Origin of the sequence: Tundrisphaera macrotermitis, assembly GCF_051175315.1 — a bacterium.
Lineage (GTDB): Bacteria > Planctomycetota > Planctomycetia > Isosphaerales > Isosphaeraceae > Tundrisphaera.
Genome location: NZ_CP195100.1, coordinates 1,264,827 through 1,291,107, shown reverse-complemented (window position 1 = coordinate 1,291,107; position 26,281 = coordinate 1,264,827). Strand labels below are relative to the sequence as shown.

Annotated in this window: 24 protein-coding genes; 19 read left to right on the top strand and 5 right to left on the bottom strand. The window is 62.2% G+C overall.

Features of this window, described 5'->3' with window-relative positions; translation table 11 throughout:
• Nucleotides 1-36 precede the first annotated feature (36 nt).
• On the top strand, nucleotides 37-4,842 hold the full coding sequence (locus TA3x_RS05545; protein WP_435019111.1) for a hypothetical protein: 4,806 nt from the start codon (nucleotides 37-39) through the stop codon (nucleotides 4,840-4,842).
• Nucleotides 4,843-4,917: 75 nt separating this feature from the next.
• Nucleotides 4,918-5,301: a hypothetical protein gene (locus TA3x_RS05540; protein WP_435019110.1), complete on the top strand. Its 384-nt coding sequence runs from the start codon at nucleotides 4,918-4,920 to the stop codon at nucleotides 5,299-5,301.
• Nucleotides 5,302-5,366: 65 nt separating this feature from the next.
• Here TA3x_RS05540 and TA3x_RS05535 read toward each other — a convergent pair whose 3' ends face one another.
• The 3 genes from TA3x_RS05535 to TA3x_RS05525 all read right to left on the bottom strand — a co-directional run bounded on the left by TA3x_RS05535 (nucleotide 5,367) and on the right by TA3x_RS05525 (nucleotide 7,806).
• The gene (locus TA3x_RS05535; protein ID WP_435019109.1) at nucleotides 5,367-5,627 is read right to left on the bottom strand and encodes a hypothetical protein; all 261 of its coding nucleotides are present in this window, start codon (nucleotides 5,625-5,627) and stop codon (nucleotides 5,367-5,369) included.
• A gap of 678 nt (nucleotides 5,628-6,305) precedes the next feature.
• The gene (locus tag TA3x_RS05530; RefSeq protein WP_435019108.1) at nucleotides 6,306-6,701 is read right to left on the bottom strand and encodes a hypothetical protein; all 396 of its coding nucleotides are present in this window, start codon (nucleotides 6,699-6,701) and stop codon (nucleotides 6,306-6,308) included.
• 637 nt (nucleotides 6,702-7,338) lie between these two features.
• Entirely contained in the window at nucleotides 7,339-7,806 is a 468-nt protein-coding gene (locus tag TA3x_RS05525) for a hypothetical protein (RefSeq protein WP_435019107.1), read from the bottom strand.
• A gap of 212 nt (nucleotides 7,807-8,018) precedes the next feature.
• On the opposite strand from TA3x_RS05525, the gene TA3x_RS05520 reads away from it, so the two are divergent.
• From TA3x_RS05520 to TA3x_RS05510, 3 genes are read left to right on the top strand one after another with little or no spacing between them, the layout of a single operon-like run.
• A complete protein-coding gene (locus TA3x_RS05520) occupies nucleotides 8,019-8,942 on the top strand; it encodes an AAA family ATPase (protein ID WP_435019106.1) in 924 nt (307 codons plus the stop codon).
• Entirely contained in the window at nucleotides 8,939-10,060 is a 1,122-nt protein-coding gene (locus TA3x_RS05515; RefSeq protein WP_435019105.1) for a T4 RnlA family RNA ligase, read from the top strand. Before TA3x_RS05520 ends, TA3x_RS05515 begins: the two co-directional genes overlap by 4 nt.
• Nucleotides 10,057-11,058: a DNA polymerase beta superfamily protein gene (locus TA3x_RS05510; protein ID WP_435019104.1), complete on the top strand. Its 1,002-nt coding sequence runs from the start codon at nucleotides 10,057-10,059 to the stop codon at nucleotides 11,056-11,058. The genes TA3x_RS05515 and TA3x_RS05510 overlap by 4 nt, the downstream gene beginning before the upstream one ends.
• Before the next feature lie 724 nt (nucleotides 11,059-11,782).
• Here TA3x_RS05510 and TA3x_RS05505 read toward each other — a convergent pair.
• Both TA3x_RS05505 and TA3x_RS05500 read right to left on the bottom strand, forming a co-directional pair.
• Nucleotides 11,783-12,556 carry a hypothetical protein gene (locus TA3x_RS05505; protein WP_435019103.1) on the bottom strand — a complete coding sequence of 258 codons (774 nt, stop codon included), beginning with the start codon at nucleotides 12,554-12,556 and terminating at the stop codon, nucleotides 11,783-11,785.
• Between the two features lie 158 nt (nucleotides 12,557-12,714).
• Nucleotides 12,715-13,563, bottom strand: coding sequence for an IS5 family transposase (locus tag TA3x_RS05500; RefSeq protein ID WP_435022289.1), 849 nt, complete (start codon nucleotides 13,561-13,563; stop codon nucleotides 12,715-12,717).
• A 112-nt stretch (nucleotides 13,564-13,675) separates the two neighbouring features.
• Between TA3x_RS05500 and TA3x_RS05495 the strand changes: the two genes are divergently transcribed.
• The 14 genes from TA3x_RS05495 (at nucleotide 13,676) to TA3x_RS05430 (ending at nucleotide 26,063) form a co-directional block, all read left to right on the top strand.
• Complete coding sequence (locus tag TA3x_RS05495) at nucleotides 13,676-14,557, top strand: hypothetical protein (protein WP_435019102.1); 882 nt, start codon at nucleotides 13,676-13,678, stop codon at nucleotides 14,555-14,557.
• Between the two features lie 146 nt (nucleotides 14,558-14,703).
• Nucleotides 14,704-16,194: a hypothetical protein gene (locus TA3x_RS05490; protein ID WP_435019101.1), complete on the top strand. Its 1,491-nt coding sequence runs from the start codon at nucleotides 14,704-14,706 to the stop codon at nucleotides 16,192-16,194.
• The gene (locus tag TA3x_RS05485; protein WP_435019100.1) at nucleotides 16,191-16,745 is read left to right on the top strand and encodes a hypothetical protein; all 555 of its coding nucleotides are present in this window, start codon (nucleotides 16,191-16,193) and stop codon (nucleotides 16,743-16,745) included. Before TA3x_RS05490 ends, TA3x_RS05485 begins: the two co-directional genes overlap by 4 nt.
• A 29-nt stretch (nucleotides 16,746-16,774) precedes the next feature.
• Nucleotides 16,775-17,260 carry a hypothetical protein gene (locus TA3x_RS05480; RefSeq protein WP_435019099.1) on the top strand — a complete coding sequence of 162 codons (486 nt, stop codon included), beginning with the start codon at nucleotides 16,775-16,777 and terminating at the stop codon, nucleotides 17,258-17,260.
• Between the two features lie 76 nt (nucleotides 17,261-17,336).
• Entirely contained in the window at nucleotides 17,337-18,929 is a 1,593-nt protein-coding gene (locus tag TA3x_RS05475) for a hypothetical protein (protein ID WP_435019098.1), read from the top strand.
• A complete protein-coding gene (locus tag TA3x_RS05470; protein WP_435019097.1) occupies nucleotides 18,929-19,783 on the top strand; it encodes a hypothetical protein in 855 nt (284 codons plus the stop codon). Before TA3x_RS05475 ends, TA3x_RS05470 begins: the two co-directional genes overlap by 1 nt.
• A 106-nt stretch (nucleotides 19,784-19,889) precedes the next feature.
• Nucleotides 19,890-20,306, top strand: coding sequence for a hypothetical protein (locus tag TA3x_RS05465; protein ID WP_435019096.1), 417 nt, complete (start codon nucleotides 19,890-19,892; stop codon nucleotides 20,304-20,306).
• Nucleotides 20,303-20,515: a hypothetical protein gene (locus tag TA3x_RS05460; protein ID WP_435019095.1), complete on the top strand. Its 213-nt coding sequence runs from the start codon at nucleotides 20,303-20,305 to the stop codon at nucleotides 20,513-20,515. The genes TA3x_RS05465 and TA3x_RS05460 overlap by 4 nt, the downstream gene beginning before the upstream one ends.
• Nucleotides 20,516-20,562: 47 nt before the next feature.
• Nucleotides 20,563-21,507 carry a hypothetical protein gene (locus TA3x_RS05455; RefSeq protein WP_435019094.1) on the top strand — a complete coding sequence of 315 codons (945 nt, stop codon included), beginning with the start codon at nucleotides 20,563-20,565 and terminating at the stop codon, nucleotides 21,505-21,507.
• 11 nt (nucleotides 21,508-21,518) lie between these two features.
• Complete coding sequence (locus TA3x_RS05450) at nucleotides 21,519-21,929, top strand: pentapeptide repeat-containing protein (protein ID WP_435019093.1); 411 nt, start codon at nucleotides 21,519-21,521, stop codon at nucleotides 21,927-21,929.
• A 38-nt stretch (nucleotides 21,930-21,967) separates the two neighbouring features.
• Complete coding sequence (locus TA3x_RS05445) at nucleotides 21,968-22,420, top strand: hypothetical protein (RefSeq protein ID WP_435019092.1); 453 nt, start codon at nucleotides 21,968-21,970, stop codon at nucleotides 22,418-22,420.
• A 32-nt stretch (nucleotides 22,421-22,452) separates the two neighbouring features.
• Nucleotides 22,453-22,635 carry a helix-turn-helix domain-containing protein gene (locus tag TA3x_RS05440; protein ID WP_435019091.1) on the top strand — a complete coding sequence of 61 codons (183 nt, stop codon included), beginning with the start codon at nucleotides 22,453-22,455 and terminating at the stop codon, nucleotides 22,633-22,635.
• A 592-nt stretch (nucleotides 22,636-23,227) separates the two neighbouring features.
• On the top strand, nucleotides 23,228-24,517 hold the full coding sequence (locus tag TA3x_RS05435) for a polysaccharide pyruvyl transferase family protein (RefSeq protein WP_435019090.1): 1,290 nt from the start codon (nucleotides 23,228-23,230) through the stop codon (nucleotides 24,515-24,517).
• A 370-nt stretch (nucleotides 24,518-24,887) separates the two neighbouring features.
• Complete coding sequence (locus TA3x_RS05430; RefSeq protein ID WP_435019089.1) at nucleotides 24,888-26,063, top strand: ScyD/ScyE family protein; 1,176 nt, start codon at nucleotides 24,888-24,890, stop codon at nucleotides 26,061-26,063.
• Nucleotides 26,064-26,281: the final 218 nt, after the last annotated feature.

Below are 26,281 nucleotides of genomic sequence, written 5' to 3'. Positions count from 1 at the left end.
TGCTATCAATCAAGCGTTCAAGGAAAGATCCTCGCAATGAGCCAGAAATTTGATCCCTCGGTTTCGCAGACGTTGGCTCGGTATAGTATACTTTTGGATACAAGTGCCGGCGGTTGGGTGCTTATCATCATCCCTCGATTTGGCCTGGATGCCAAGGGAATTGGAATGGCCACCGTTGATTTCCATTCGATCCGGGTCATTCGGGGCACAGCCCACAATGGTTTTGAGGAGCTTTGTTGCCAGCTTGCGAGCCACGAGAGTCCCGCACCCGGCTCGCAATTCATTAGGAACGGAACACCGGATGGCGGTGTCGAAGCCTACCGCATATTCGCGGATGGGACCGAGCGCGGATGGCAAGCCAAATATTTCTTCTTGATCGATGATTCGCAATGGGTGCAGATGGATGAATCCGTTCTGAACGCTATAGACAAACATCCTAACCTCAAGAATTACACAATCTGCCTCCCCATCGACCTGCCCGACTCAAGGATTTCGCGGCATAAGACCCTTCGCCAAAAATGGAATGCAAGGGTAAAGCTATGGAGAAATGCCGCCAAGTCGCGCGGAATGGACGTGGATTTCGAGCTTTGGGGCGAACACGAACTATTGACGCGACTAAGCAGGGAAGAGCATGCCGGAAAACTCTGGTTCTTTTTCAGTCAGCTCGAGATGTCACAGAGATGGTTCCTTGATCACATAGATGAGGTGATGGCCGCGGCAGAACCAAGGTATAGCCCCGAATTAAATATTGAGCTTCCAATCTCGCTTCGATTCGAGTCGCTCAGCTATACACGGCAGTTCAGGAGGATTGTCAACACGAAACGGGCTGATTACAGAGTGAAATTTACGAACACTTGCTCCCGATTGGGGAAGGCAACCTTGAGTGTTCCTTCGCGCGAGCTGGTAGAGTGCTTTCAGCGAGACGGACAAGCGATTATGGACTTGCTGGACGGGATCGAAGACTGCCTCCCGGTCCCTGTGCCCATCCTAAATCTTCCGGAGATGATTAGTAAGCTTAACGAGGTGTACTGGGGCCTTGAATCCGCTTTGACGGATGAAGGCGCAATCGATACCTCGGACAACGTCCGCCATGGCTCTAGACGTGATGGGAATCGCTTTTATCAGGAGTTGCGATCGCTCGAAGAGTTCCGCACCTCATTGTATGAGATGAATCGCTGGTACGAGGGGCATTCGATCGACTTTGCATCCCGGCCAGCATTGCTGCTGTGTGGCCAAGCTGGAAACGGAAAAACCCACCTTTTCTGCGATATAGCCAGGCGTCGAATTCAGGAAGGCCTCCCTGCAGTTGTGATCCTTGGCGAGCAAATGGGTGAGGGGAATGCGTGGGACCAGATCCGAAACAGATTGGGCTTGAATTGCACCCGTGATGTCTTTCTCGGTGCGCTTCAATCGGCTGCCGAGGCAGCGGATTCCCGTGCCGTAATATTCATTGACGCGATCAATGAGGCCACCGAAGTCAAATGGTGGACGGAATTACCGTCTATGTTGAAAGTCGTAGGCCGGTTTCCTCGCGTTGCCATCGCGTTAAGTTGTCGTTCGACTTACGTCGACGTACTCGTTCGGAAAGATTTATGGCGTAGCCGTATAGCTCGCATCGACCATGATGGATTCGGCTCCAGCTTGTTCGAGGCGCTTACCGGCTTCTGTCGCCATTACCGGATCGAATCGATGAACACCCCGCCGCTTAACCCGGAATTTGAGAATCCACTTTTTCTCAAGTTATTCTGCAAGGGCCTCAACGAACGCGGCTTGACGCGACCTCCACGCGGACACCATGGAATTCAGCGTATCTTCTCATTCTACATCGACTCAGTAGAGGAAAAGCTTTCTGCTCCTACAGAGCTCGATTATCCAGTCTCCGATCGTGTCGTAAGTAATGCGATGGCTGCCATCGCAGATGCCATGTTTGATAGTGGAGGTATTGCGCTGGAGCAATCTTATGCGAAAAGTATACTTGATGAGATATGGCCGACGCCATCCGATTCGGGGTATTCGAAATCACTCCTAAAGCGCTTGATCGCCGAGGGATTGTTGGCGGATGACTATTACTATCCTAGCCCGGGAGAGCTCCCCGTCCCCATTATTCGATTTGGATATGAAAGGCTTGCCGATTTTCAGATAGCCCGTCGCCTGCTAGAACGCCATGGCAAAGAATTCGGTATTAAGGCGGATATTCCGGACGACTCGTCTCTGGGTAAATTTATTAGTGGTAACGAAAAGCACTACCAGCATGCAGGCATCATGACAGCCCTAGTTGTTCTTGCCCCTGAATTTCTTGGTCGGGAGTTATCTGAGCTGCTCCCTGGCATCGATATGGGGGATGCCTATAATGCCGCCTTCATCGAGGCGCTTCCCTGGCGAGACGGCCAATACCTGAATTTCCCGGCGATCAAGCTCATCGAAGAACTGCTTGATCGAGGGGATCATGCGTCGTCGAGGCATGCAATCTCCGACCCTGTACTTGAGAAGCTGATCCAAATCTCGGCCCAGCCTGATCATCCCATGAACGCGGACTGGCTTCATGGGAGGCTCTCCAGGATGGCAATGCCTGAGAGGGATCTGAGATGGTCTACTTTTCTCCATCGCTCCTGGCTGAAGCGCGAGTGGACGGAATCAGGCCCCATCCCGAGGTTACTGGAATGGGCTTGGCCGATCAACGCCGAGCATGTTGATCCCTCTGATGGATTAGAAGACGATGTAGTCCGCCTCGTGAGTATTATTCTCGCTTGGTGCTTCACAACGTCGGATCGATATGTTCGCGATCGGGCGACTAAAGGACTGGTTTCGATCTTGCGTTCCCGCCTGCATCTCCTGCCCACCTTGCTGGACTCATTCCTGGATGTCGACGACCCTTACGTCCACGAGCGGCTCATGTGCGCCGCCTACGGCTGCGTGATGAGATCTAATGATCGGCAAGGCTCGAACTTCCTCGCGCGATACGTCTATGACCATGTCTTTGCGGATGACTGCCCGCCCACACATTTGCTCACCAGGGACTACGCCCGGGGGATCGTCGAGTACGCTATCGCGTTCGGCGGTATGAACGACGTCGACGCGTCGAAGATCCGCCCGCCTTATCAGAGCCTCGAGGTTACGAAAGACGTGCCGTCATGGACCGAAACCAAAATTCAAACCCTGGGGCAGGGCTACAACGCAATCTCCTTGTCTCTCTTCCCTGACTTTGGGGATTTTGCCCGTTACGTCATCGGTTCGGACTCTTCTTCCGGTATTAATGGGTGGTCGAGCGAACCCGATCCATTTAGGACGGTGCGAGAGATCGAGAACGAGGAAGTCGATCTCCCGGAGCGACTTTTGAAACTCACCACCGATGTGACCCTCATGGAATTTATCCAGTCCAACCCGCCTCTTTATACCGATCCGGATGAGCAAAAACCGGACGAAGAAATGCCTGAAGAAGAATCGATGTCTGGCGGGTCGGATGAAATAGGTTCGCACTCGAAATGGCTGGCAGAACTCCGCGAAGAACGGGAGAGAATTCGCGCATCCGCTACTAAGGAAGAGCTAGATTTGGTCGAGAGGAACGCTGATGTCGAAAGACGCCGCAAGATTGCTCTGGCGGAGGCAGAGGAGCGATACGAGATAAAAAACCATTCGGATTTCCCGTGCCGATGGATCGCCGAGCGACTGATCGAGCTGGGTTGGACCCCTGAGCTTTTCGGCAAGTTCGATAACGAAGTGAACCGCAATGACTATCGAGATTCCCAGAAGGCAGAAAGGATTGGGAAAAAATATCAGTGGATCGCATATTGTGAACTCTATGCAAGAACCGTTGATCATAAACCGTATCATCACAGTTATTACGGCTCAAATTACCAATATTATGGACCTTGGCAAACGTCGACCAGGGACATCGATCCTTCATTCCTTGTAAGGTCGAAGAAAGACGAGGAAACCTCGTCGTTAACCTGGTGGGCCCCGCTGGCAGACCCCGTGGCCGATGTCTCGGGATTAGAAGATGCGGATTGGCTGACCGATGAGGCAACAATCCCCGACTTCACCCCGATCCTGCAGGTCAGGCGGAAGCCTACTTCGGATGCTATGTTCACGCTCAAGACATATATGAGATGGCGTGAGTCGGATGAGGCAGCATCGTTGAAGTTGGGCAGGCCAAGGCGAGATCTTACGTTCTCACTCAACGCTTTTGTCGTGGCGAAAAAGGACGTAGCGGAGTTGGCGAGATTCGCGGGCTCGGATGATTGCGGATCCATGGAGATTTCCGAACCCGATTATCATTACAGATTTCTGGGGGAATTTCCATGGGCACCTAGCTTCGAGGATTTCGACGATCGCTCAATATCCGACACGGATGAATCGAGCGATGATGTCGAGTGTCAATTGCGTCACTTGGGCAATTCTTCTGCCATGGCAGCGCAGACTGTCATGCGGTATGTCCAGGGGAGCAACGATTTCGACTGCTCCCGCAAGGAGTCCATCCCGGGTCACACTCCTTCCGCTTGGCTTGCGCGACGGATGGGTATCCGTTGGGCAAAAAAACGTTTCCAGTTCATGAATTCGGCCGGAAAAATTATTGGTTTGGATCCATCGCACGAGGAGCCGGGACCCGCATGCTTCCTCATCGATTCCGCCGAGTTAATCCACTACCTCGACAAATCAAAATCGGCATTGGTCTGGCTGTTGGTAGGGGAGAAATTGCTTTTGAACTTGGATGGCACCATGGATGACGATCGTCACAAGCCCAGGATCACGGTCTTCCGCCGCATGTATCATCTGAAGGGTAATGTTATCAAAACCGTGGCTCAGACGTTTCGCTACTTGGGAGGTGATATTATTTCAAAATAATTATCCTGCCAACTTTGATCCTACTCATACAATGCTCCTATCCGAGCCGTCCCTAACCTGCGAGCCATTATGGATATGTACAAGCCGTTCAATAAGAAAACCCAAAGCGACTTTAGGAAGAAGCATCGGAAATCGATCGATCCCCAGCAGGTCGTCGCCTGTCCAACCTGCGGCAGCGACAAAGTGCGCCCCGCCAAGGTTTCCGTCTACGCCGGACAGTGCCACACGCACATAACACATGAAGGGACGCTTTGCGAAGGATCGGATTCTGTCGGATGGGGAACGATGATCAACCTGCTCTTCGCCTGCGAATTGGACCATCAGTTCGTCTTGAGCTACCAGTATTACGACCAGGAGACGGAGTTCGAAGTTGTGAGCATGATGGATCCTAATCCGGCTCCGCCGATTTATTGGAAACCCGAAGACAAGAAGGTCATGCAATCGCGGGGCAAGAAATGAGGTGAGGATTCCATGAACCGCCTCGCCATGCTGGATCAGCTTCTACCTGCTGAATCGCCTCCATGTCAAAACGCCCCGCACCCCATCTGGCTCATCCCGCCCCGCTCCTTCGCAACCCAGACGACCGACGATGTGCCCTCGACGTCGAGGAACATCTTCCCGATGCTCTGGTTCCAGAGCAGGTGGGCTTTCGGCCGCTCGCGGTAAACATACTCGCTCGAGGCGCATTCCTGCCGCCAGCGGGTGCCGTCGGACAGCTCGTACATACTGCCACCGGCGTATCCCTCGAAGGTGCCGGGGATGGTTCCTTCCCACATGGTGTCCATGCGGCCAGGATCGCAGGTCGGGCGGGTTGTGTCCAGGTGTTCAGAAAAGGAATGGCGACTCGGCTCCGGTGTTACTTATCCCTTGCGCGAGTTGAGATACCAAAGTAACTATGGGGGATGGAGAAGCGGTGTCCGGATTGCGGCGAATCGAAGCCGATTGAAGAGTTCAACTCTCAACGAAAGTATTGTCTCGTCTGCCACCGAACACGCGGCCGTCGTTGGCGTGAGGATAACCGCGAGAAGTGGCTCGCCTCGCAATCCGCCTCAAAGGCAAAACGTTCCGACCCCAACTGGCAACCGAGGCGGCCAAAGCCGCGAAGGCCGTGGAAACCTCGGCCTCAGGGCTCGCAGTACCGAGCGAGAGCCCGCGAGTTTTTACTGTCAATTAAGAAGCAATCCAAGTGTGCCCGTTGCCCGGAGGACGATTTCCGGTGCCTGCAGTTCCACCACGTCAGGGACAAGCGGGCGTCGGTGTCCGAAATGGCTGCTCGAGGTTGGAAGGTTGAGACGATCCAGAAAGAGATCGACAAGTGCATCATCCTCTGCGCTAACTGCCATGCGAAGGAACATTTCGGGGATAAGCAGGCATTCGGCAGGAAGGCGGTCACCGGCTCGGAAGAGCTCGGGGCTTGAAACGAAAGAAGCCCGGGAGCCATCAGGCCCCGGGCTCTCTGGCGGCTATTTCTCAGTCTTTTCCTTCTTGCCCTCGATATCCCATTCCCGCTTCTCGTCTCCGAATTCCGCGGAGCCTTTCCCCTTGAGCTTGTCCCCCTCGATCGTCAGGGTGTAGTCGATGGGGATCTCGTTGTCCATGATCTTGCGAATGGCGGAGAACGTCAGCTTGCCGTCCTTGAAATTCAGGTCCTTGAGCTTCTCGTCCTTCTGATCGGCCCAGCTCATGGTCCCGACGAACTTGTCCCCCTCCTTCTTGACCATCAGGGTGGAGGTTCGCTTCTGCTCGCCGATCTCGTATTCGCACTTCCACGTCCCGACCGGATCGACCGCCTTATCGTCCGCTGCGCGTGCCAGACCGCATGCACCTAGGACCAACGCCATCGAGAGGATCGCCTTCATGATCGCCTCCGAGATCGGGATGAAACGGGGGCGGCCCGACACAGGACTCACCCGACGTCGGAGGAGATTGTATCGGTGCTGATACCGGCTGTCAGGCTTGTCGGCAGTTGCGAGGCACGCGAGGCTGGGCAAAACGCAAAGCAAGGAATTCAAAATCGAATAGAAGAAGACTGGTTGCCTAAATCGCGAGCGGAGCGTGCGCAAAAACGGACAGCGCCGCGCCCCTCCTCGACTTTAAATGGAATCCTCCACCAGAGGAGCCTTTCCGCAAGCGGTCATCAAACTAAGATTTGCCACAAAAATAGGCACTGGCAGATTGATAGCCAACTCTTTTGGCATCGCTCGTGCTCTATGTTCCTGGCGAAGAGTGACGAGCCGGCCATCAATCGGCCAGCCTCACCTCGCAGAACAATGGGACCAGCCCCACGGCGACGGCCATTCCTTCTCGGAGTGGCCTACCGCCAAGGGGAGAGCGGGTTGCCTCGCACGACCCACCCGCTCTCCCTTTCCTACATGGCCCGCGACGCGGCGGGCGATCGATCGAGCCGGTCAGTTACGGGTGTCGGACGACGATGGGAGAGGTCGTCGTCCGGGATCTGTTGCTGGCCGGCTTGTCATTTCGAAGCCGCCGTTCCCGCTACTCGAACAGCCCGACGATCTGCCTCACCTGCTCCGCCCCGAGCCGCTCGACCAAATGCTTGACGGCCGCCAGATCGGTCAGCAGGCCGGGATCGCCAGCACCCGCAGCAGCTTTCGCCGCCGGAGCCGGGGAAGCCGCCCGCTTGGGTGCCGGGGCTTCAGCAGGTGCTTCAGCATCCTGCTTCTTCTTGTAGTTCGATTTGATGGCGCTGAAATGCTGCGGATTCATGTCGATCCCGAACTCGGCCTTGATGTACTCGACGGCCGGGCCGGGCTTCTCGTAGCCCGCGTCGATGGCGGAACGGGCTGCCTGCGACTTGTTCATGGCCTTCCCCGGGGACTTGGCTTCTTCGAGCTCGGCCTCGATGTCGTCGTCGGTGTTGAACTCGGGCTCGGTTTCCGGCACCTCCTGGCTGATCTCTTCGGGCTCGACCGGCTCTGCGGGCTTGGACTTTTTCTTGGCCATGGGGGTGCTCCGGGGAGAGGCGTGCGTTTCCCCAAGCTTAACCCGCGATTGAGCTTGGTCAACAAAGTGGTTGCGCAAAACTTGGAGTCTGCTATGGTCGCCGGATGCAGGCGATCAAGAAAAATCACATCACAGCTCTTGTGTGTAACGGATGCACGGTCGTCTGCAAAACATCTGCGTCCGTTACACAGAGGGGCTGGTAGTGAGGGTCAGTGACCAAAGCAGTAATCTTCGATCTCGACGGCACGCTCGCCGATCTATCGCATCGTCTCCATCACATCAGGAACGGCTCCCATAACTGGGATGCGTTTTTCGCCGAGTGCGGCCAGGACGCGCTGATTGAGCCGATCCGCGACCTGGCGTATCTGTTCCACGACCAGGATCACAAAATCATCCTGGTTTCCGGCCGTAGCGATATAGCGCGCGTCCTGACGGAGGACTGGCTCAATCGTCATACCGTCCCATTTCATGAACTCCACATGCGGAAGGACGGCGACTACCGCCAGGACTTCATCATCAAGTCGGAGATCCTCGACCAACTCCTGGCCAATGGGAACCAGATCAAGTTCGTCGTCGACGACCGCCCCAGCGTGGTCGCCATGTGGCGCGAGCGCGGCCTGACCTGCCTCCAGTGCCGAGACTGGGAGGAGAACCCCGTCACGGCCAAGAAGGGTCTGCTGACGCTCATGGTCGGGCCCAGCGGGGCTGGCAAGACGACCTTCCTCACGTCACCGGCTGCCGGGACCTTCGGCATCCACCCATCCCACGTTGTGAGCAGCGACCAGTTCCGCGCCGACTTGCTCGGCGACACGCACGACCAGTCCAGGGACGATGACGTATTCGCCGCGCTCCATGCGGTCGTCAAGGCCCGCATCACGCACGGCATCCCCGCCGTCGTGGACGCCACCAATCTCAAGCGCAAGGACCGGCTCGCCTGCGTCACGCTGGCAGGCGGGGGAGATGTCCGCTACCTGGTGATCGACCGCCCGATGGAGGAGAAGGAGCGCGACGCCGGATGGCGGCCACCGGCCTTGCTCCAGAAGCACGCCCAGACCTTCGGCTCCCAGATCAAGGACATCCTGGCCGGCGACAAGCAGCCCAACGTGGCCGTGACCGACCTGCGGAGGGCGTCATGACCCATCCCGCGCGGAAACTGACATTCGATGAATTGTGGAGATGCCTGAAACTCGCCAAAGCCGTGGGCGACGTGAACGAGAACATAGGCAGCGACGGCCTGAGCCTGTTTTGCTACTCGAAAGCGGCCGTGTACGAGCGGAACTGGAACGATATGACGATGCTCGCGCGCGGGATCATCCTCGACCCGGCCGAGAAGCGAGTCGTCGCCACACCCTTCCCGAAATTCTTCAACGTCGGCGAGCGGGCGGATTCCATCCCCGATTTGCCGTTCGAGGTCTACGAGAAGATGGACGGCAGCCTGATCATCATCTTCCACCACGGCGGCGAGTGGCGATGTGCCACCAAGGGAAGCCTCGGCTCCGACCAGGCGAAATGGGCGAAGGCATGGATCTCGCGGTTCGACCTGTCGGCGCTGGTGCCGGGCACGACCTACCTGGCCGAGGCCATCTACCCCGAGAACCGGATCGTTGTCCACTACCAGAAGACCGGCCTGACGCTGCTCGGTGCCTACCGCGAGGACGGCTCGGAACTGGACTACAACGAGCTGGCGATGCTCGCCCTCAAACTGAGCTGGGACATCGCCAGGCGGTTTGCGTTCAACGCCATGTCCGAGCTGCTCGCCACGGCGAAGGAACTGCCCGGCTCGGAGGAAGGGTTCGTCCTTCGGTTCGACGACGGGCTGCGGCTGAAGGTCAAGGGTGACGAGTATTGCCGCATACACCGGCTGGTGTCTCGCGTGACGCCATTGGCGATGTGGGAGGCCATGCAGGCAGGGGATGACCTGGAGGCTCTTCGGCGTCAGCTTCCGGAGGAGTTCTGGGCGGATTTCGACGCGATCATCGGGGCGTTGCAGGAACGGCTTGATGTGCTGATTGGCTCAGTTCGCGCGGCGGCCAACGCGGTTGCTGACCTCTCGGACAAGGAGGTGGGATTGCGGCTGGATTCCATCCCTGAGGAGGCGAGACGGTTCGTTTTCCCGTACCGCAAGAACGGTGGCGACCTACTGTCTGGCCGCACGCGGGAGACGATCTTCCGCGCGATCCGGCCGACAGGGAATGTCTTGCCCGGATACCAGCCGTCCTACGCGATGAACCGGGTGTTGGAGGAGGTCGCGTGATAACACTCGTCAGGATGCAGTTCGGCAGCCACGTCTACGGCACCAACGTCCCCACCAGCGACCAGGACTTCAAGGCCGTCCACCTGCCCGATGGGCTGGACATCCTGCTCCAACGGCCGAAGAATACGATCAACGTGCGGACGAAGCTCGACGGCACGCAGAAGAACACGGCGGATGACGTCGATTTCGAGTCGTTCTCTCTCCAGCAGTACCTGAAACTGCTGCTCGAAGGGCAGACCGTCGCGCTGACCATGCTGTTCACACCCGACCGCTGGATCATCGAAGCCAACCCGGAATGGGAGCTCATCCGCGAGAACAGGTCCCGCTTCCTCCACCGGGGCGTATCGGCTTTCGCGGGTTACTGCCGCCAGCAGGCCAACAAGTATGGTGTGAAAGGCTCTCGCGTCGCGTCCTCCCGGGCGGCCATGGACCTGTTCGCGGGGTTGATGGAGGCGAACGGCCCGCAGGCCAAGCTCAAAGACCACTGGGCCGACATCGAGGCGCTGGCGGCCAATCCCCAGTTCCAACACATGCAGATCGTCGAGGATTGTCTGCGTGCCCGGCCGGAACTCAAAGTCAGGATGCTCGACGTTTGCAACCGCAAGGTCCAGGAGCACGTCACGGTCAAGGAAGCCCATAAGGTCTACAAGCACCTGTTCGACGAGTACGGCCAGCGGGCGTTGCTCGCCGAGAAGAATGAAAGCGTGGACTGGAAGGCGATGATGCACGCCACCCGCGTCTGCCGCGAGGCGGAGGAATTACTCCTGACGCACTCGATCAGCTACCCTCGCCCGGAGGCAGGGCTGCTGCTCCAGATCCGCAAGGGCGAGCTGCCGTACAAGCAGGTGGCCGAGTTGCTGGAGACTGGGTTGGAACGGCTGGTGGAGTGCCAGCGGCTATCGACGCTGCCGGATTCGCCGGATCGGGAGTTTGCGGAGAGGTTGGTGGCGGAATCGTATCGGGGTACAATAATCCGTATGAATTCTAGCAAGGTTTGAGCTGTGGCAAAGTGCCGAATCTCTTCACGATGCCGTGCTTTGCAACTCAGGCTTCGATGACCGCGACGCATTCGCCATCCTTAGAAGCTGCCGCCGGCATTCAACTACCAAGCGAGGGTATTTGGAGGCGATTTGCTCCAAAACCCTCACCTTGATCAGTGCGTAAGAATGAATCCCAAACTCAGTAACGCTTTTCTTTAATTTCTCGTCGTAATCGGTCAGATTATGTCTGATATAGTTGACCGTGATCCTCGAGATTGTGGAAAAATCGCATTTAGTATCTATCTGACGCCTCCATAGCCGCGGGTGGCGTCGGGCCCACTCATTGTAATCGATGCAGGCTAAATCGATAAGTCTCTCCCATTCGACGACTGGAACGATGATGTCCGCCAGGAGTGACTCTAAAGGGCTTCTATTGTGGCAGTTGCTTATCCTTCTTTTCGACAATCGGTCGGCTATGCTCTGCTGGAATTCTTGGGACGCCTCTATGGATTTAACGCGTTCGCGTAAGAAGATTCGGAAGGTTGATGCTTTTGCATGCGGATAATCCGTGGGCAGGACACCATCTGGTGTAGGCATGAAGAGGCTGATCATGCTGTTCGACCAACCTCTCCTCCTCAACTGCTCACGCTTGAAAAAGATCCGGCCAGCAGATCCCACTTTAGTTCTCCTCTCAAAGAGCGAGCTCCAGGTAAGCTTAGGTCGCCAATCTAGGACTGCGTGCTCAAAACAACCGCAACTGAGCCCCGTCCGCCCGCCGCCGCTGCGACACCCGCTGGGCGTGCTCCGGCGACCGGTCCACATACATTGCGGGCATGACCGGCGCGGCAGGGGGCACGGCCGGTGGCTCTTCGACCGGAGCGGGTACCGGAAGCGCAATCACCTCGGCTGCGGGCGTGACCGCTTCCGATTCCGCCACGTGCGGTACCGGCTCCACCCTCCTCGCCCTTATCCGAGCCGTCACCGGCACTTCCGCCCTCGCGGCTTTTCGCGCCACCCGCTCGGGCGCCGCCTCGACCGTGACCGATTCCCGCAGCTTCCCGATCGCTTCCGCGATCTCCTTCGTGCTCCGCCCGCCCTCTGGCGCGTGCTCCGACAGGGCCAGCTTCAGCTCGTCCCGCAAGTCGGCCAGCTGACTCTGGTACGCCTCGTGCTCGAACGCCTTGCCCAGACGGGTCTCGTAGTCGTGCAACTGCCCTTCCTTGAGGGCGATTTCGGCCCGGTTCCGGCGGCAGCAATCCTCGTAATCGTCGGCCACCCGCGCCAGGGCGTTCAAGACCGCCCGCGGCCCGGGGTTGTCCCGCATCAGGGTCTCGCGGCACCGCGTCGCCCCGTCGAGATAGACCTCCGTGCCGCCGAGCGGGTGCAGGATCAGCCCGCATTCCAGCCCCCGGTAGGTGCCGAGCCTGGTGCGGTAGGCCTCGCTCACCTTCTCCGGCATCTGGCCCATCCGCTTGGCGACCGCCTCCTGCGATGGCGTGCCGTCATTCGCGGCCATCGTCGCCATGTCTTGCGTCAGGCCGTCCAGCCGCTTGTTCAGCCGCCGGATGTCGTCCGGCAGGTCGCGCAGGTTCCGCCGTGCCAGGTACTGCTCGTCGTGGTGGTTCTTCCGCAGGATCGCCAGCCGCTGCAGCTCGGCGTCGGTCTCGGCCAGGGTTAGGGCGTGTCTGGCAATAGTGCCTTCAGCAACCGTTCAAGCATCGCCAGCTTGACCATCGCCTCGAAGTTCTCCGCCAGCTTCTCGAACCGCGTCGCAACCCGCCGCCGATCCTTCAGCCACCCGATGCAACGCTCCACCACGTTGCGACGGCGATACGACGCCTTGTCGAACCCCCGGACCCGCCTCTCATTGGACTTGGTCGGGATCACCGAGGCGATCCCCCGGCGACGGTTGGATCGGCGGATCTTCCGCGAGCTATAGCCCTTGTCGCCGGCCAACTTCCTGGGCCGGCTCCGGGGTCGGCCCCTCCGGCCGGGCACGCGTACCCGGCCCATTACCGCCTCGAACTGGGTCGCCTCGTGCCGCTGGCCGGCGGTCACCGTCACCGCCATCGGGAGGCCCTTGCCGTCGCAGATCAGGTGGATCTTCGAACCGAAGCCGCCGCGAGAGCGGCCCAACGCGTGGTCGGCCGGCTCGGCGGCCGTCCCGTGGGTCGGCGAGGCACCGGCGGCGTCGCGGCTCGCCCGGATCGAGGAGCCGTCGATGCAGAACAGGTCCCAGTCGATCTTGCCGGCGGCGTCGAGCCGCACATGCAGGGCCTCGAGCAGCCGGGCCCAGGTCCCGTCCTTGGCCCAGCGGTTGAACCGCTCGTAGACGGTCTGCCATGGGCCGTAGGTTGGCCTGGGCAGGTCACGCCAGGGGGAGCCGGTGTGGAGGATCCAGAGGATGCCGTCGATCACCCGGCGGTGCCCCTTCCAGGGGTGGCCGGGCCGGGCGTTGGTGGGCAGGAGCGGCTCGATGGCGGCGTAATGCTCGTCGGAGAGGGCGTGTCGGAGTTGAGCCAAGGTCGTGAGGGTGCTGGTGGGGTGATCCGTCCACTCCAATCGTATGGGCCGAGGCTATTGCCAGACACGCCCTAATCCCAGGTTCCGAGAATCTTAAACGGAGGACCTATCCTTGATCCTACCCCCGACGCTGCCCCCCGACCCGAAGCCCCTGATTCGCGTGCCGATCGACATGCTCGATTTCACCGAATCGCGCGAGGACGTGACCGCCCGCCGTTCGTTTCCCGCCCTCGTCTTCAGCCTGCAGCTCGCGGGCATCAACGAAGTGCCGATCTTCTTCTCCAAGCGTGATGAAAAGGGCCGCCGCACCGTCTATGACGGGAACGGTCGCGGCTATGCCGCGATCTCGGCAGGCAACGTCAAGGAGCTTGTCGGCATCGAGCTAGATCGCCAACTGTCCGAGCTCGAACTGATCGACTTCGGTGCCACCCACAATGGCGTCCGAAGGACCATGACACCGGAAGATTGGGGGGCCAAGGCCGAGCGGCTGATGGAGCTGACCGGTTGCACTCAGGAGGAGGCCGCGTTCCGGCTGCACATCTCCGCTGCCTCGATCTCGCGGGCGTTGACCAGTCTCCTTTTGCCGGAGAAGCACAAGCAGAAGGGCAAGCTGCTCGCGAATTCCACCCGTGCGCTCATCGCCGCCCTCCGCTCTTCCACCGTGCAAGATAAGGTGATGGAGTTCGCCACCACGCCTGGGGCGGACGGCAAATTCCCCACCCGCGACGCGGTCACCGCGCTGATCAAGCGGTTGAATGCGGAGGGCAAGGTTGGTCGCAAGGCCCGCCAGAAGGAGGACGTCAAGATCCCCAAGGATTCGCCAATCGCCAACCTGGCCATCTGGGCCGACATCGATCCCAAGGCGCTCGCCAAGGCGCTGAAGGACCTGGCCAAGGTCATCGACGAGAACGCGACCCACGGCCTGGAGGTGGTGCTCGCCATGCTCCGGTCCAAGGATCGCCCCGGCGACAATTCTGCCGCCGTGACCGCCTGACGAAAGGCGTCCCTCCAACCAGTTGACCATCTGATACGGCAGGCGCGAACCGCCTTCTGCGTGGAAGCTCGCGCCTGCCGTTTCTCAAGACATCCCCCGCCCAGCGGGGGCGGGGGAGCCTACGCCCATGACGAAGAGACAGTCCCATGCCTTCGGACATCGACCCGCGTTGGCTGCTGTTCGCGGCCATCCTGCTCTGGCTGCTGGTCCAGGTGCGGCCCACCGGCTGGCGTCCATTACGCAAGGCCAAGCCGGCACTACCCGTCCCTGGCGGCCTGCATATCGGCCCGGTCTACCTGCCGCCCGACGTGGCCACGCAAGGCGTGATAGTGTACGGGCAGCCAGGTTCGGGCAAGAGCCACTTCCTGCTGTCCAAGATTCGCGAATTGGCCAGGTCACGCCAGCCAATGGTCATAACCACAGTGCGGCGTACGGATTACGCCGACATCGAGAAGATTTTCCGGGAGGAAAACCGCCTCGACATGCTACGCCGCTCGTGCCCCTCGGGCGAGTGGCGGTTGAACATAGGCCGCTTCTTCAGCGACCCGCAGTATCTGCCCGGCGCCTCACCGCGGCTCTTGGCCCACTACCTGAGCGTCGCGACGGAGGTGATGAACGACAGCACCGGGGGCAAGCAGCAGGACGAGTTCTGGTCGGGGTTCTTCAAGGAAATGACCCTGATGTCGGCGAGGCTCCTGATCCTCGCCCAAGGGTTCGTGGATCTGTCGGACCTCTACGAAGTCATCATGAGCATCCCCGGGTCGCTCAAGGAGGCCGCCAGCGCCAAGTTCTACCGTGACAGCTTCTGCGGCCAGATGCTGGAGCTGGCCAAAAAGAATCGCAGGGATGAGACCGACCGCGATTACACGCTCGTCGTGAACTTCATGGTCATCAAGGCGGCTGGTGTCGGCCCGCGCGCCAGGACGGCCGTCCAGCAGATGGCCACGAACACCTTGTCCGGGCTGATTTCCGACGAGTTCTACGAGGCCTTGTGCACGGATTCGACCATCACCCCAAGGGCCGTGGAGGAGGGACGGCTTGCCTGGATACTTGATTATCCGTTGATGGTATGGCACGGCAGTGGCCGGGTCTACCAGTTCCTCCATATCGCCGCCATGGACGAGATGTGCATGGCGCGCGACCCGCGCAACATCCCCACCGTCATGTACAAGATTCGAGATGAGGGGGCTTATGTATGCGTCGCATCCCACGATGTCCGTGTGCAGGCGGTCAGTCGCGCCCAGAAACTGGCCAGCATCATAGCCGTCCAGAACCTGCCCCTCCTCGAGACCCAGCTGGGCGGCGCACAGAAAGGACACCAGGAGGCGATCGCTCTCAGCTCAGTGCACAACACCCGGATCTTCTTCAAGAACAGTTGCCCCGAAACTGGTGACTACGGCCAGAAGCTTTGTGGTGACACCAAGGAATTGATGATCAGTGGAGGCGGTAATGGACAGGAGTCCACTGACATCCGCGACATCGCGCTGGGCGTGAAGACCGGCACATTCAGTTGGGCCGAGCACTACGAGCCCGCCGTCAGGAAGGAACGGTTCAGCAAGTTGGACGTGGGTACATGCATCATGCACGGCCATGACTGCGCCGTGCTGGTCGACCTAAGGGAAACGAAAGGCAGGTGACCATGCCCGATCGCAAGGGGCCGCAACCCCCGGACGAATCGCTGCTCAATGGCACGAAGTCCGTGATATATAGCCTGGTCGTCATGAACATCCTGGCCGACGGGCACCGTGTCGTCCATTACCAGCTCGGATCTCCCGGGACCAGGGCCTTCGGCAAGTTCACCGGGATCAGCGTCGGCATCGCCTACCCGGTGTTCGTCGCCTTCCTGCCCCCCGAATCGGCCTCCCAGAATCAGAGCGCCTACCTGCTCTGGCTCGCCCTGATCGCGATGGCCTTCCTCCACAGCTCGGCGGCGTTCTGGAGCCCCTCCATCCGCCACAGCCAGGAGATCGGCAAGCCCATCTTCGGGCGGATGGAACTCCCGGTGGCGTTCCTGGCGATCATGCTCGCCACGGCCGCCTGCGGCCCTGGGGCCGGCCTGTACCTGTTCGCAGCCCTCCTGGCCAACCTGATCCAGATCGAGACGATCCGGGCGAGGTTCAAGCGGCAGGTCGCGATGCAGCGCGACGCCCAGATCGAGGCCGCCGAGTTCCAGTCGTTCATGAAGTGATCGCACCCTTAAGGCCGAGGAGGCCGCCGATGGTCGAGAAGAATCGGAACATGCTGCCCGGCCAGACCCAGCCCGACTTCGTCGACAAGCTGGGCGACCACCTGGTCAGCGCCGCCCAGAACGCGCCGAGCACCGGCAGCGTCTTCTGGGCGGCCTGGCGAACCGGTCTGAAGGATCTCCAGAACTTCTTCGCGAATCCCATGACCGGCGTGACGGCGGGGCATGACGACCCTGCGTCGATCGGCAATGTCGTTTCGAGGGAGGTCTACGACGAGAAACATCCCCGGGTGGATTCCAACGCCCTCGAAGCATCCGTGAAGGGCATGGCGGTGCCGGAGACGCAGTCTCCGCTAGAGGCCACGGACGTCAGCGAGATCGGCCCGCCCCTGGCCACCCCGATGGTGAAGGGGCAGGCGGTCCAGAAGCAGGCGATCGACCCCCTGGACCAGGCCCGCGAGTCCGCCCGCGAGACCTCCAAGGGGCAGGGGAAGTCGCGCCAGATCGAGGTGGAGTGAGTTCCTGACCAGGCCGGGGGATATCCCCCGGCCACTACATTGAAAGGTGCATCGGATGAATTATCGAGCGAATGCCGTGAACGCGAAGAAGGTCGTCCGCTTGGCCCGCCGGGCCGCCGCCAGGTGCCGGGCCGAGGCGACGGCCGCGGGGGCCGAGTGGTGGGCCTCCGCCAGGCCATACATCATCCGGGCGGAACGCGCCGGGCGGGATTCTCTCCGGCGTGCCATCATCGCCACCCCGCCCTTGATCGAGCGGGCACGCGAAGGTGCCAGGCCCGGGGCCCTGAAGGCGGTGGCCCTCGCCAGGGCCGCGGGCGAGAGAGCTCGGATTGCCGCACCAAACGTCCTGGGCTGGTCCCGCGAGGCCGTATCACTCGCCGTCGAACGGGGGCGTCAAATGCTCCCCCAAAAGAAGCGGTTTCGGAATTGGACACTGGGCGGGTTCGCCGCGCTTGGCGCGATCATCGCTCTGACGGCCCCGAAAGTACACGAAGATGGCGAACAAATCCGGCCGGTGGTCGTGAGCAACCAGCCCATGATTGAGAGGTTCGACCTGGTCTCGACGCCCGTCAAGGAGCCGGAGCCGGAGGATCGCTGGCCTTCGATTTCCGCCCGGCTTGATCTGCTCGACCGGTTGGCATCGGCCTCGATCGATCGCCAGATCGCGGGAATCGACGGCATTTTCGACAAAGCCAAGGAAGGCGCGCGGGCGTTCGCGGATGATGCGCTCTCGCTCGAGGGTAAAGCCAAATTCTCCCTTACAGCCGCAGAGAACGCGAGCAGGGCTGCGCAACAGAAGCTCCACGATACCTTCGGCAAGTCCATCATGCCTTCGCCCGCTTTGGTCTACTACGACCCGTTCGCGGACTTCTTGAGCGAGAAGTTCCAGGGACGGCTCATCGACCCCGAGGAGCTTGAGAAGGCATCGCAATCCGCGAGGGCCAGGTGTGCATCGGAGATTACGGCGGAAGAGGCTCGCCTCATCGTCGAATTGCAACTCGACTTGGCCGGAGATGGCTTCGGCCCGATGGACCTCTTTGCCCCCTGGTTCATCGACCTGGGAGACGCATGGGAGAGCGTGCTTGCGAGCTCGACGGAGGCGGCCACTCATGATCTCGGTGCGCTGGTCGTCCAGGAGGTCGCATCCGCCGTCATTTCAAACCAGGTGGAAAAACGGATCAATTCCGCGTCCGATTCCTCGCTCAAGAAGGCAGCCACCAGCTTCATCGTCGGCAATGAGGTCGGGAACGCCATTGGGGGCGCGGCGAAGATGGCGGGATTCGACCCGCGCGAGAAGCTCGCGGCGAGCGTCCGCGAGGCACTGGGCAAGGCCAGGGACTTCCTCGTCATCGGGGAACTTCGCCACAGGGAGGTTTACTCCCAGCTCCTGATCTTCAGTTGCGACCACCCGGATCCTGCCGTTCGGGCCGCCGCATCGGAAGCGAAAGCGTTGATGGAACGAGAGTGCGGGCTCGGCCTGGAATATCTCCTTCGCGAGAGCGAGGCGAGACGAGGTGACCGTCGCCGTCGCACGCTGCTCCGACTCGTTCGAGGACCGGCCGCCGAGCAGGTCATCCAGGCCAGCCAAAGCCCTTTGGTCAGGGCGTCCTCCGCGGATGCCCTCAAGTTCGCCAACTCCTGCATTGCACATTTCAGCAAGGAGGATTGATGCGTCGAGTCACTGCAATGATGGCCATCTCGTTATCGTTGATGGCCTCCAACGCCCCCGCGCAAAGCGCGCGGGGGAGGGCCGCAGTTGAAGTGTTCGAGGCGATCGCAAAACGCTTCGGCAAGGAGGTTGCCGAAGAGGGGGCTGAAAAGCTCTCCGCCCGACTCGCCCGCGCATCCACCCGATACGGCGACGACGCGATCGAGGCCGTGAACAAGGTCGGGCCCAAGGCTTTGAACCTTGCCGACGAAGCTGCCGAGAATGCCCCCCAGGCATTGCGACTGCTCGCCCGCCATGGCGACGATCTGGCGCCCATGCTGGCCAAGGCAAACACTCGATCCCTGCTCTCGCGGTATGGGGACGACGCGGCGGCCGTGCTCCTGAAGCACCCCGGCGTCGCCGAGGAAGTCATCGAATCCGCGGGCCAGCCCGCCGTCCGGGCCTTCGCCTCGCTCTCCGCACAGGAGGGGCGGCGTTTGGCCATGCTTTCCAGGAGCGGGGACCTGGCCAGGATCGGCCGGACGCACGAGCTGCTCGAGGTCATCGGCAAGTTTGGCGACGGCTGCATGGCGCTGGTGTGGCGCAACAAGAAGATCCTCGCCTCGGGGGCGGTGCTGGCTGCCTTCCTCCAGGATCCCGAACCCTTCGTCAACGGGACGGTGCAGCTGGCGGACAGCGCCATCGAGCACGTCGTCGCCCCCGCCGTCGCCCCGGTGGCCCGCGAGGCCAGCAATCTCATCAAGGAAGAGGCTCCGGGGATCCTCCCCTGGGCGGCGGCGATCGGCATCGCCTCGCTCTTGCTGGCGGGGATCGGCGCCCGCTCGCGTCGTGAACGCGACAAGCACGGTCGCTGAGCGATTAGACCGGCTCGAATGCCCTGCGACGGAATCGACCGAAACGGGGCCGGCTGCCGGTGCAGCCCGCGGCCGGCCCCTTCCACTAATTGATTAGGAGACGCCCATGCCGCGAAATATGAAGTTCGCCTCCGTCGCCGCAGCCTTGATCCTCGGCCTGTTCGTGACATCCAACCTCCCGTCCATCAAGCGGTTTTCATTGCCATGGTCGGGCTCCCCCTCGAGCCAGCTCCGGGACGCAAGATACCGGCTGGAACGCCTGGAAGACCGGATGAAGCTGGAGCGGGACGTGGCGGAGCGCGCCGAGGCCAACGCCCAGCGGGCACGCTCAAGGCTCAACTACATCAAGAAGCACCGATACCCGCTGGCCGTGATGATGGAGTGGGACGCGACGGTCACGGCGGGCCAGCAGGCGGCCATGGCCAGGCAGGACGTCGTCCGCCGGTCGGAGGCCGAGCATGAAGACCTGATGGACGAGATCCGGCGGCTCGAGGATGCCGTCGCGGAGGAGAACAAGCGATGACGCAATCGCGGAAGGATAGCCTGGCCGAGCAAATTGCCGCCAATGGGGCGGATCATTGCGACGTCACCCATTGGTCGCACCTCTCCAAGCCCCAACGGCTGAAGCGATGGCAGCTGATGTACGACGCCATCTATTCCAGCCTTCTCGCCTACGAGGCCGTGGAAACCGCCCGTCGCGTCCGGGCCAGGTCGATCGTCTCCGAGAATTGATCCGGCGGGACTCGATGATATTCCATTCCTGATACCCAGGGGCACCCATGCCGCTCACAAACGATGACGACCAAAAGGCCCTCGACGCCGAACTCCAGCGGATCAAGTCCGCCCGCTACGTGGAATCCTCCGTCCAGGTCGCGGGCTGGAACTACGAACAATCCCCGGATGGGCGGGGGTTCCACTTCCACGAACTCGCCGAGACCGACCGGCAGGTCATGGTCGAGGACTACGTCGGCTGGGACCGCTACATGGAACGCGGCCTGACCCCGGAAGAGCAGGGCCGGATCATGGCCGAGGCCGCCCGCGACCCGTTCCCCAAAATGCCGGAGATCGCACCGCTCTTCACGACGGAGGAACTCCGGGAACTCCACAAGGGCATCGAGGAGGACCGGTTCCCCGGCTTCCGCGAGCGGATGATGGCCATCCCGGCCGTCGAGGCGCAATATCCCGAGCCCGCCTTCCGGGAGAGGTTCATCCGGGAGAGCTTCGACCGCGAGGCGGCGAAGGAAATCGACGAGATCGCAGCCAGGCCCGGCGACCCGACCAGCAACCTGCTGGCCAACTACTCCATCCGGGCGGCCGAGCACAAGATCGCGAATGATGATGTGCCCGAGTCCCTGCGGCTCCTTGATCCGGCCGAGCTGAAAGAGCTGCTGGCGGACATGCGGGAAGAGGAGGTGCTCCGGCGCGACGGCCAGCCCGGGCTCGACGCGCATCGCGAGCGGGTCGCGGCCGGGCTGCCCGACCCGATGGAAGCGGCGTGGGAGGCCGGGCGCGGGCCCCTGGCGGAAGAGGCCAAGAAGCCCGAGGTGACCCCGAAAGAGCTGGAGGCCGCGGTCGTCGAGATCGAGGCCACGTTCCCCGGGGTGCGGGCGGCCGGTGGTCAGGATGCTCTTGTTCGTGCCGATCCGCTGGAAACCGCCCGCCAACGTGCGAAAGAAACGTCGAAAGAGCCCGGCAAGGGCAAGGACGGGCCGGAGATCGGCTGAAAGGAGCCGTCATGCCGGATGCAAAACAGCCCCGCGTGGACTGGCGCGGGGCGGATCTGCGGGGCGTCGGCCTGGCCGGGGTCTCGCTGGAGGGTGCCGACCTGCGGGCCGCCGATCTGAGCAATGCCAACCTGAATGGCTCCAACCTGCGCTACGCCGACTTGCGCGGGGCCACGATCAAGGGGGCCAACTTCCAGAACGCCAACCTCTACGGCGCCCGGATGCAGGGGGTCGAGGCGCAAGGGGCCGACTTCCGGGGCGCCAACCTGCAGCTGGCCAACCTCGGTGGCGCGTACCTCGAGGGCGCGGTGATGCCGATGCCGCCCTCCCCCGGCGTCGACCCGCTGGAGCGAGCCAGGCAGAACGCGAGGGCCGCCTCGCGCGAGCCGGGCCGGGGGAAGGACGGGCCGGAGGTCGGGTGACCGGGAATCTTCAACATCATCTAACGGAGCAAGCTACCATGATCGCATCAGACAAATTGGAAGTTATGCTGAAGCACGGCGTCCGGCTCGCCATCATCGGCGAGGCGAAAGGCCGCGAGATCGCCTTGGCTTCGGATTTCCTGGCGACCGCCATGCGGCACCTGAAGCATCGGCGGGACGTGCTCAAGGAGCAGCTCTGCCCGCCGGAGTTCCGGATGGCCTACCGGGTCGGGCGGGGGAAGTCCATCACATTCGAGCTCACCCAGCCGGGAGGGTCGCTCGCCACCGAAGCATGGGTGGGGGCCGCGATCTGGGGATATAGCGCGATCGACTCCCTCCAGGAGATCGCCGACGACATGGAGGCCTACCGGGCGGACGCGGGCGACGGGTGGGTTGCCGGGATCATCCGCCTGCTGGAGACCCCCGGCTCGGAGCTGACAGCGATCGACGCGATGCTGGCCCAATGCCGCGAGCATGACGGGATCTCCTGACCCACCTCTTCACCAGACCGGGAGGCTACATCATGACGGTCAAGGAGGCGGCGGAACGGCTGGAGATCAGCCTGTCGCTGGTCTACCGGCTCATCGAGCAACGCAAGCTGGCCTGCGTCCGGATCGCGGGCCGGGGCAAGCGTGGATGCATCCGGATCAGGGATGCCGACCTGGAGGAGTTCTTGAGGCGGTGCCATGACGAGGCGGTGGGCTGAGGACGCGGGGCAGGGGGCAGAACGTCGCAGGGCAGGGGGAGGCGGCAGGATGCCGGCCTCCCTTTTTCACGCGCCGGGCGGCATCCCGGGCCTTGCACGGCTTGCACGGTATTGCACGCTAACGGGTCCGAAAAGGGGCTATTGCGTGCAACCCGTGGAAACGGTACCCTATATTTTCAGCGGTTTTACGCCTTTGACCGCTGTGCTGGGGGTCAAGAGGTCGTGGGTTCAAATCCCGCCGCCCCGATTCTTTCAGGATGATTCCTGCCTATCCGGGGCAGGTCACTGGATCTAACCAAGAGCTCCCTGGATGGCATCCGCCGTCCAGGGAGTTTTTTCTTTGAGTTCTCGCAGATCCCGTGTTGCTCCTCGGCCGGCTGCATCCTCCGAGGAGTGGCCCGAGTCTGATCCTCCTGTCGTTGTGGACGACGGTGATTCGTGGTCGCGTGGCCCACTTATGGTTCCGGGCCGGCAGGCGGTGGCATTCGAGGCCGGGCTCGACGATCATGCCCGTTCGGCCGTGCCGCGGCGGGGTGGGATTGAGATCCGCCCTGCCGCTCGCCCCCCCTCCTCGAACGCGGGCCTTCCGATCATGAACCGACGATCCTTCCTGGGACGCACCGGCGCCTCGCTGGCGGCCGTCGCCGCCCCGACGTTCCTCGCCGGCGCGGCCGGGCCGAAGCCGAAGACGATCCTGCTCTACTCCGCCTGGCAGACGATCAACATCGGCGATATCGGACACACGCCCGGCACGCTGCGGATCATCGAGCAGCACCTCCCGGACGCGATGGTGATCCTGTGGGCGGCGTCGCTGGACGATCGGGTCGAGGCCCTCCTGCGTCGGAGGTTCCCTCGGGTCGAGATCGTCCGGGGCAGCCTGGCGAAGGACGACGCCGGGGGGCGCTCCGTCAAGGACGCATTCTCCCGGGCCGACCTCTGCATCCGCAATTCGGGCATGGGCACCGACACCGCCTTCATGGAGCACTGCAAGCGGATCGGCAAGCCGTATGGGCTCTACGGCCAGTCCTATTTCCCCGCCTTCGTGGAAGGGGCACAGGCCGCGGAGCACATCGACCTGCTCGACCACGCCGCGTTCGTCTACTGCCGCGAAAGTCGCACGCTGGACATCCTGAAGAAGGCCGGTATCAAATCGCCGATCCTGGAGTTCGCCCCGGACGGCTGCTTCGGCATCGACGTCCGCGACGAGCCCCGGGGATTGGCCCTGATGCGGAAGGCCGGCCTGGAAGACCGCAAGTTCATCACGATCCAGCTCCGCACCAACACCGCCAAGGCCCCGGGCGTCGACGACCCGAGGGTTCCCAAGCTCAACCCGCTCCACCCCACCCCGGAGCAGGTGGCCGACGACGAGCGTCGGGCCGCCGTGTACCGGGAGTTGATCACCGCATGGGTCGAGCGGACGGGTAACAAGGTTCTGATCGCCCCCGAGGTCAAGAAGGAGATGGGCCACAACAAGCGGCTCCTGTTCGACCCGCTCCCCGAGGGGATCAAGGCGAAGGTCGTCAACTGCGACGACTTCTGGAACGCCGACGAGGCCGCGTCCGTCTTCGCCCGCGCCCACACGGCGGTCTGCCACGAGCCCCACTCGCTGATCATCGCGCTGGCCAACGGGACGCCGATCATCCACACCTACTCGGCGTTCCACAGCCCGAAATGCTGGATGTTCGAGGACATCGGCCTGCCCGAATGGCTCCTGGAGTTCGATTCCACCCCCGCCACCAGGATGGCGGAAACCCTGTTCGGGATCGACGCCGACTATCCCGCGGCGCTCGCGAAGGTGGCCAGGGCCATGGACTTCGTCCATCGTCGCCAGGCGGACACGATGGGTGTGGTGAAGGGCGTCCTCGCCGCCTCGTCCGGGTGACCTCGGGAGGCCGGAGGCGGCACTTCGGCCATCGAGCCGCGATGATCGAATGAGGCGATCCGGCATCATCATCACTTCCGATCGTGGTCAATGATCCCGAAATCGCTCATGGATCGGACCGGACTGGTGATTCCCCGGCGGTCTTGCGGTAGAGTCGCCCCGCCTCAAGGCCCCAACCCTGATCGTGCTGGTTCCTCACCTCGGAGATGAGGGCGTGTTCAACGCCCCTCATCGCGGGGACGAGGTCGCGGGTGAGGAGGGGTCGGCAGGAATCGAGGCGAGATCGAACGTCGGCAGGGCAGGACGGCCTTGCTCGATCTTCGGGCGGGAAATCGGATTCCCGCCGTTCATTGTCGTGGGGATGGATCGCATGATTCGCGGATGGAACGGCATCGTGGGCGGGCTCGTCGGCATCTCCCTCTGGATCGCGCCGACGACGGCCCGGGCGGAGTGGGTGGGCACCGTGGTGATGAGCGGGTTGAACAACCCGCGGGGCCTGGCCCTGGGTCCGGACGGCAGCCTGTACGTCGCAGAGTCCGGTCGCGGGGGCCAAGGGCCCAGCATCACGTCGGGGGACGGGCAGAAGGTCTCGTACGGCGACTCGGGTTCGCTGAGCCGGCTGCGCAACGGGGTGCAGGAGCGGGTCGCGACCGGCCTGCCCTCGCTCGCGCCCGACGGCGGCGGCGGCGCGACCGGGCTCCAGGACATCGCCTTCAATAGCGCGGGCGAGTTGTTCGGCGTCATCGGCCTGGGCGCCGATCCGGCCTTGCGGACCCAACTCGGGGCCGCCGGCGACGGCTTCGGCCGGCTGGTCCGGCTGCCCCTGGACGGCGGGCCGATCGTGGGCATCGCGAATCTCGCCAACTTCGAGGCCTCGCAGAATCCGGACGGGGGAGAATCCAATTCCAACTTGTTCGGGCTGGTGGCCGCCCCCGGGGGCGGCTTCCTGGTCACGGACGCCGGCGCGAACGCCGTCCTCCGCGTGTCCGGCCAGGGGAGCATCTCCACCCTGACGACCGTGCTCCCGCGCCCGAATCCCCTGCCGTTCGGACCTCCGACCATCGAGTCCGTGCCCACCGGGATCACCATCGGGCCCGACGGGGCCGCGTATTTCGGCGAACTGACCGGCGGGCCGTTCCCCCCGGGGGCGGCGAACATCTATCGGGTCGACCTGGGGACGGGCCAGCGGACCACCTTCCTGACCGGCTTCACCAACCTGATGGACCTGGCGTTCGGCCCGGACGGGGCGCTCTACGCGCTGCAGCTCACGACCAACGGGCTGGCCTCGCAGACCGGCCCCGGCCCGGGCCTCCTCACCCGCATCGACCTGCAGACCGGGGCACGGACCGTGATCGCGAGCGCCGGACTCAGCTTCCCGACCGCGCTGGTCGTCGGGCCGGACAACACCATCTACGTGTCCAACGGCGGCACCGAGCCCGGGACCGGTCAGGTCGTGCGGTTCTCCGCCGTCCCCGAGCCCGCGACGGTCGTCCTGCTCGGCCTCGGCCTCGTCGGCCTTGTCGGGGTCGCCCGACGCGGCCGGTAAGCCCGATCCCTCGGACCGACCCGATCGGGAGCCCCGGCCCATTCTCGAGCCCGGGGCCCCAGGCCCACCGGACGACCATGCCCCCGGGCGTGGCGTCCGGATCGCATCCCGACAGCCGGTTGACCGGCGTGCCGGCCGGCCCGACAATCCACCCCAAGCCGCTTGGAGACCGCCCGCGCCCCGGGCCCATGCTCGGGGGCAGGGGGGATCGCCCGGCC